We start from the raw sequence: 6,256 nt of genomic DNA, 5'->3' as shown, positions 1-6,256 counted from the left end.
TCTAACGAAGGGGGTGTTTTTTTATGGGCGAGATAATTGTCTTGACTATTTAGCATTCATATAACGTTAACTTTATACAGTGTTCAATATGAAGCTAGAGCGATAATTAACCTTATCGAGTAAGGGGCGGATTACTCAACTTTGTTCTTGCAATGCATCAAACTGACGTCGAGCATGTTTAAAGGCAGTTCTAAGGCCTTCTTCCAGCGTAGGATGATAAAAAGGTTTCTTTAGGATCTGGTGAATATCCTGGTCGGCATCAATCATCCAGGCCAGTAAATGGGCCAGATGTTCTGCTTGTGAACAGAAGAGTTCTGCACCAAGTAATTTACCTGATTTTTTATCAATATAAACTTCTATTCCGCCTGAGTTTTCTGCCAGAACTAGTGCACGTCCTTGATTTTCATAAGAGACAAATCCCCGAATAAATTCGATTTGTTGATCTTCTAGTTGCTTGAAACTTTTTCCGATAATCGCCATTTCAGGATGACAAAATACAATAGCTAATGGTGTTAAAGCAGTAATAGGTTTTACATTCGGATAATTCACACAGTTATGAACTACCTGTTTACCTGTATGAGCGGCTTCATGTTGAATGGGAGCATCAGGGGCGGCATCACCGACTATAAATATAGGTAGGTTTGCAAGTTGTTTTGTTTTTTTATCGATAGGAAGGTTTTTGATGTCCTTGAATGTTGAATTCAGTTGATCTAGACCTAAACGATCTATATTGCTTTGCCGACCTGTGGCACCTAAGACATATTCAACTTCAATACTCTTAGTCTGATCATTTTCTGTAAAATTAATCTTTATTTTATCTGCTTGTATTTCAACTTTATCTGGCAAGATTTTAAATTTGATATTGAGCTCTTTGTTGAATTGCTCTTGCGCCAGTTTTTGTAAAACTGGACTGCTTAATGCACCTACTTTTTGACTACGCGCAAACATCGTGGTTTTTACACCTAGTCGTTGCATAGCTTGAGCTAATTCAATTGCAATAATGCCACTGCCGATCACCGCTAATGACTTAGGTAATTGGGAAAACTCAAATATTTCATTTGAAGTGATGTATTTGTCTTTTAATTTTTGCTTTAGATTTTCATCAATATTGGGGCGTGAACCTACAGCGACAATAAAACTTTTGGCCCGATAGGATTGTCCATTCACTTCGATCGTTTGGAGATCAACAAATTTGGCTTTTCCGGAAATTTTATGTGAGCTGTCCCATTGATCGACACCTTTCAAGGTTGCACGAATAAAACGTTCTCTAAGGACATGCACGCGTTGCATAACCTCTGAAGGATCAATGACAGAATTATGTTTTAAAGCAAGTTCTTCAGCAGTTTGAATATCATGCATGCGATTTGCTGAAGAGATTAGCAATTTACTTGGCATACAACCTACACGGGCACAGGTCGTATCCCATGGGCCATCATTGATAATTAACATATTCTGGGTGTATTTAATGGCTTCGTTATAGGCACTTATTCCTGCAGTGCCTGCGCCGATGATGATGAGGTCGTACATAGAATGATTACCAAGTCTCAAAACATAATTATTTATATTTATGGTTTACAATGTTTCTGGTGTAAATTATGTAACTAGATTGCTTATTTTTGCTAATTTGAGTAAATTTTGTGTAAAAGCCAGAAGACTAACTTTATGGCAGCTTAACTATTATATCCAGTAGGAAAAATCATGAGTTTGTTTATAAATTTAAAAAAACTAGGGGTTAGTACAACAGTTTTAGCAACATCAATTTCTTTGGTTGCGTGTGGAGGGGGGGGGAGTGACGGTTATTATGATCAAGGTTCTTCGAATAGTAATACTGGAGGTTCAAATAATGGTAATGAAAATGGTTCTGTAACAGATAACTCAACAGTCGCTGAAAGTCTAAATATTAAATTGCAGGATGCAAGCGGTGCAGTAATTTCAAAAGTACAGGATAACTCTGTTATTTTGGTGGCTGTACAAGTTTTAAATGCTGATAAAGGCGGTATTGCTAATAAAGACGTACGATTATCAATTAATGATACCGATGGTTTAAACGTTACTGCTAAGTCATCACGAGTTACAACGGGTGATGATGGTATTGCTATCTTTGAAGTTAAGATTCCAGAAATTAGCATTGCTTCAGGTAAATTTAATCTTACCGCAACTGTAGATGGCACAAAAATTTCTACACCAAGTACTGTGACAGTATTTAAGCAAAGTGTGATCAAGAGTGATTACAATTTGTCCCTGCCAAATGACATTATCATGAGCTTACCAGACGGTGAAGTAAAAATTCCTGTGACGGTTACAGATAAGAAAGGCGGTGCGAAAGCAAATCAATCTGTTTCATTAATTTTGCCTACGGAAATGCAAGGTAAATTTGCTGTAACAGAAGCATCGACTATTCAAACGAATGCTCAAGGCGTAGCAGAATTTACGATTAAAGCTACTGCTGAATTAACCGATACCGATGTAATTAATTTGGCAAACACGACTGCTGAATTGAATTTTAAACTGGTAGATGAAAATAAGGCTGTAAAAACAGGCACACGCAGTGTTACCTTTAAAAATGGTCTAGATGTTGTCGATGTTCTGTCCTTTGTTTTACCGGAAACACCAATTGTTCCGGGGCAAACCGCGCTTGTTAAAGTTGCAGCGAAAAACTCTAAAGGAACATTGCTGACTAACCGCGAAGTCACTTTAGATTTTGCGGATAACAGTGCTTTATATAATGTAAGTATTGTGAATAAAACTGCGATGACCAATAGTCAGGGTTATGCACTTTTTGAAGTGGTGACTACAGCAGAACACCCAATTGCGTTATCTCAAAACAACATTAAATTAAAAGCGACCTACAAAGGCGAAACTGAAAAAGAATTCTTTGATGAAATTGAAGTCGTCACTGCCAATAACCAGGCAAGTGATCTGGATGCTATTCAACGTTTGGAAATTGCGTCTTCATATAAAATTAATGCCACAAATGATGAAGTCATCATTCGTGTTAAAGCCATCAGTAACCGTGGTGTTGGCGCGAATAAAGGCAATGTCACCATTAAACTGAACAGTGAAGCATTATCAAATGCGGTTGAATTGTCTGGTAGTAATGATAATGGCGCAACCTTTAATAAAAACCAAACTCAGGCTGTAAATGCTGATGGTTTTGTTGTGTTTAAAATTAAAACCAACAATCCAAGTTCAACAGCCATTGATACTTTGGTGAGCTCTGGCATTGCTGCGACATTTACGACTGATAATAATATTTCCAATAGTATTAAAATTGAAGTTGAAAAGAATACTCAGAGCAATGCATCTATTAGCTATATTGCTTTTGAACCATTAGATAAGCCTAATTTTGATTTAACTAAAAAACAAAGTATTCCAGTTTCAGTTGCAGTATTCGATGTAGATGGTGGTCCATTAAAAGGTAAAAAAGTTAAATTGGCATTAAGTCAAAATTTAACTCCTGCACAGAAACAAGCACTCAGTTTAAATTTAACGTCTAATGCGATTGTTGAAACCGACGAATCTGGTATCGCAACATTCTCATTTAGCTACACACCGCAAACGGACGTGAATAAATTAACTGAACAGTTGAATTTATTACGGGCAGGTATTCCATTAGTAGCGACTGCAAGTAATACTGATACAGATGGTAATGTAACTCAAAATTTTAGTGATAACCTAACTTTAAACTTTAAAGCAGCAACTGCAAATGATGTGGTTGATTTGGACTATTTCACAGTCAATGTGAATACACCAAGTCCATTAATGTTGAATGTGAATGCTGCGCAAAGTATTAATATTGATGTTCAAGCATTTGGAACTGATGAACAACCGCTGAATGATCAAGTTGTGAGTTTTGGTCTTAATACAGCTGCATTAAATAATGGGGTGTCAATTTCGGGTGGCAGTGCTAAAGTCACTCAAAATGGTGGTACATCATTTACCTTTGTGGTGAATCCTACTAATGAAGCAGAGCTTGAGAATTTGGTTGCTAACGGTATTACCATTGCAATACTTGCGAAGCGTAAAGATGGTTCGACTTACACCATCACCAAAAAAGTGGATATCACCAAACCAGCAATTGTATATCCAAATATCACATCTATATTTATCTCACCAGCTACACCAATTTCAGTATTGGGTGGTGAAGTGACGATGAAAGTGGCTGCATTGGATGAAAATGGCGATCAAATTCCATATACACCAATCAACTTAGCTTTATCTAATATTTATACCAATAGTCGAATTTCACTGTCTGATACAACGCTGACAACCAATAGCAAAGGTGAGGCAGAGTTTAAGGTAAAAATCACGGAAGGTATATATGATGAAAGCCTGATCAAAAATGGTATTACAGTCGGTATTGTGGGAACCAATTTAAATACGGGTGACCGCATTCAACAGGTGACCAATGTTCCAGTAGCAGTGCCTACTGATGCGGTGACACTACGTTTAACATCTGACCTTAAGAATTTAGAAGCAGGAAATACTTACCAGATTAAAGTGGGAATTAAAGACGAAATTGGTGCTTTAAAATCTGGTTATCCTGTCGATTTACAGTTAGGTCCTAAAGCAGTTCAAGCGGGTATTAAACTCGGCTCTGAACGTGTCCTGACTGTAGAAAATGGTTTTGTGACAGTTGATCTAACTATTCCTGAAACTATTCCGGATAGTGTAAAAGCAGATTTGGCAGCGAATGGTTTCTTCATCAGTGGAACAATTAGTAATCCTAAAGGGGAGCGTGTTACAAGTGTCTTAAAATTTAACTCAGTTATTGAGCCTGTGAATACGAATGTATTAGATATTAATGTCTATAAAACTAATTTAAGTGCAGCTGGTGATAGATCAATCGTAATTGTTCATTTGAAAGATGAAGCTGGCTTACCTTTAGTAAATCAAGAAGTTAAATTGTCTACCAATGCCGCAGCGACATTGGTTGTCGGTACACCGGGCACAGGTTTCCCAACAAATACCACAGATCCTCAGACGGTGATTACAGACAGTCGCGGTAATGCCTACTATTCTGTTGCAATTGATGGACAATCTGTCGATGCAGAATTACTTATTGAAAGTGGTATAGAGTTAACGGCAACGCATGTAAATAACAAAGGAAAAATGACGACTCAAATTTCACGTATTAATGTCTATCAGCCACCACAACCTATTATTACTGCTGATATTCCTGCTCGCTATTCTTTGAAAATTTCTGCAAACAAATCTAATTTAGATGTGCGTGGAGATGAGGCTGAATTTACAATTACTGTTGTTGATCAAAATGGTGGGGGTGTGGCCAATCAGTATGTGACTTTAAGTATAACTAATCATATTGAAACCGGTGCTATAATTATTGGACCATCAGGTTTAACAACTGATCAAAATGGTCAGGCTAAATTTAAAGTACAATTTGACGAAAAATCACGCAGTGAAACATTGACTGCAGCTCAGTTTGTGACACTCGGTCTAAGAGTAGAAGCTAAATTTAAAGAAGATGGATATGAAGAGCAGTCACAGATTCATCGTATTAATGTGATTGAGCGAAATAATACGAATACACGTGCTTCTATTGTACTTGCATCTAATCCGACAGGCGTAGCAACAACCGCTGATGGTGTTTATTACTTGCGTAATATGTCTGCAAGCGTGGTTGATTTTGATGGTAAGCCTTTAGTTAATCAGGTAGTTACTTTAGATATTACTCCAACTTGGTACTTTAAAGGTCAATATATCTGGGCAAAGTCAGCCAAAGTAGCTGATAATCTATCAGAGACTTGGGTAGGACCAGATGAAAATTACTATTCATCAACAGCTTATCTTAAAGATGGTATTGTGATGGATAATAAAGGTACAGTAGATGAAAGTGATGATGATGATGCTATTATTCTTAGAAATACTGCGAGAGATTGTCCGAGTAATTCAATTGGAGCAGCTATTACCAATTCAGAAGTGACCAATATTCCCGTAAAAGTACCAACATTCTTAGGTCAAGGTACAACCGCGACCTATAAAACAGATAGTGAAGGTAAATTTGATTTTGTTGTGCGTTATCCTAAAGAATATGCACAATGGTTAAGTGTGACAGTTGGTGCTCAAACTTCCATTGCAACATTACCGACAAGAACAACTTATAATCTTGGTTTAGCTTCTTTGAATTCAGATTATAGTAGTAATGGAAGCTATGGACCGAACCTGAAAAGTCCGTATGGTGTAAATACAACAAAATGTCCATAATTGAAAAAAAACAGCGCTTCGGCGCTGTTTT

Annotated in this window: 2 protein-coding genes; one reads left to right on the top strand and one right to left on the bottom strand. The window is 37.1% G+C overall.

The annotated features are described in order from the left end of the window. Window positions 1–135: 135 nt before the first annotated feature. Complete coding sequence (locus Q9R24_RS11405) at window positions 136–1,527, bottom strand: dihydrolipoyl dehydrogenase (RefSeq protein ID WP_311204545.1); 1,392 nt, start codon at window positions 1,525–1,527, stop codon at window positions 136–138. Between the two features lie 171 nt (window positions 1,528–1,698). Between Q9R24_RS11405 and Q9R24_RS11400 the strand changes: the two genes are divergently transcribed. Then, a complete protein-coding gene (locus Q9R24_RS11400) occupies window positions 1,699–6,225 on the top strand; it encodes a hypothetical protein (protein ID WP_311204544.1) in 4,527 nt (1,508 codons plus the stop codon). Window positions 6,226–6,256: the final 31 nt, after the last annotated feature.

Source organism: Acinetobacter sp. RRD8, from assembly GCF_031844225.1.
Taxonomy (GTDB): domain Bacteria; phylum Pseudomonadota; class Gammaproteobacteria; order Pseudomonadales; family Moraxellaceae; genus Acinetobacter.
This window is presented reverse-complemented; position numbering and strand designations above follow the sequence as displayed.

Coding starts and splice junctions, on each gene's coding strand:
- Q9R24_RS11405 (WP_311204545.1), bottom strand. CDS start 1,527: ATGTACGACCTCATCATCATCGGCGCAGGCACTGCAGGAATAAGTGCC.
- Q9R24_RS11400 (WP_311204544.1), top strand. CDS start 1,699: ATGAGTTTGTTTATAAATTTAAAAAAACTAGGGGTTAGTACAACAGTT.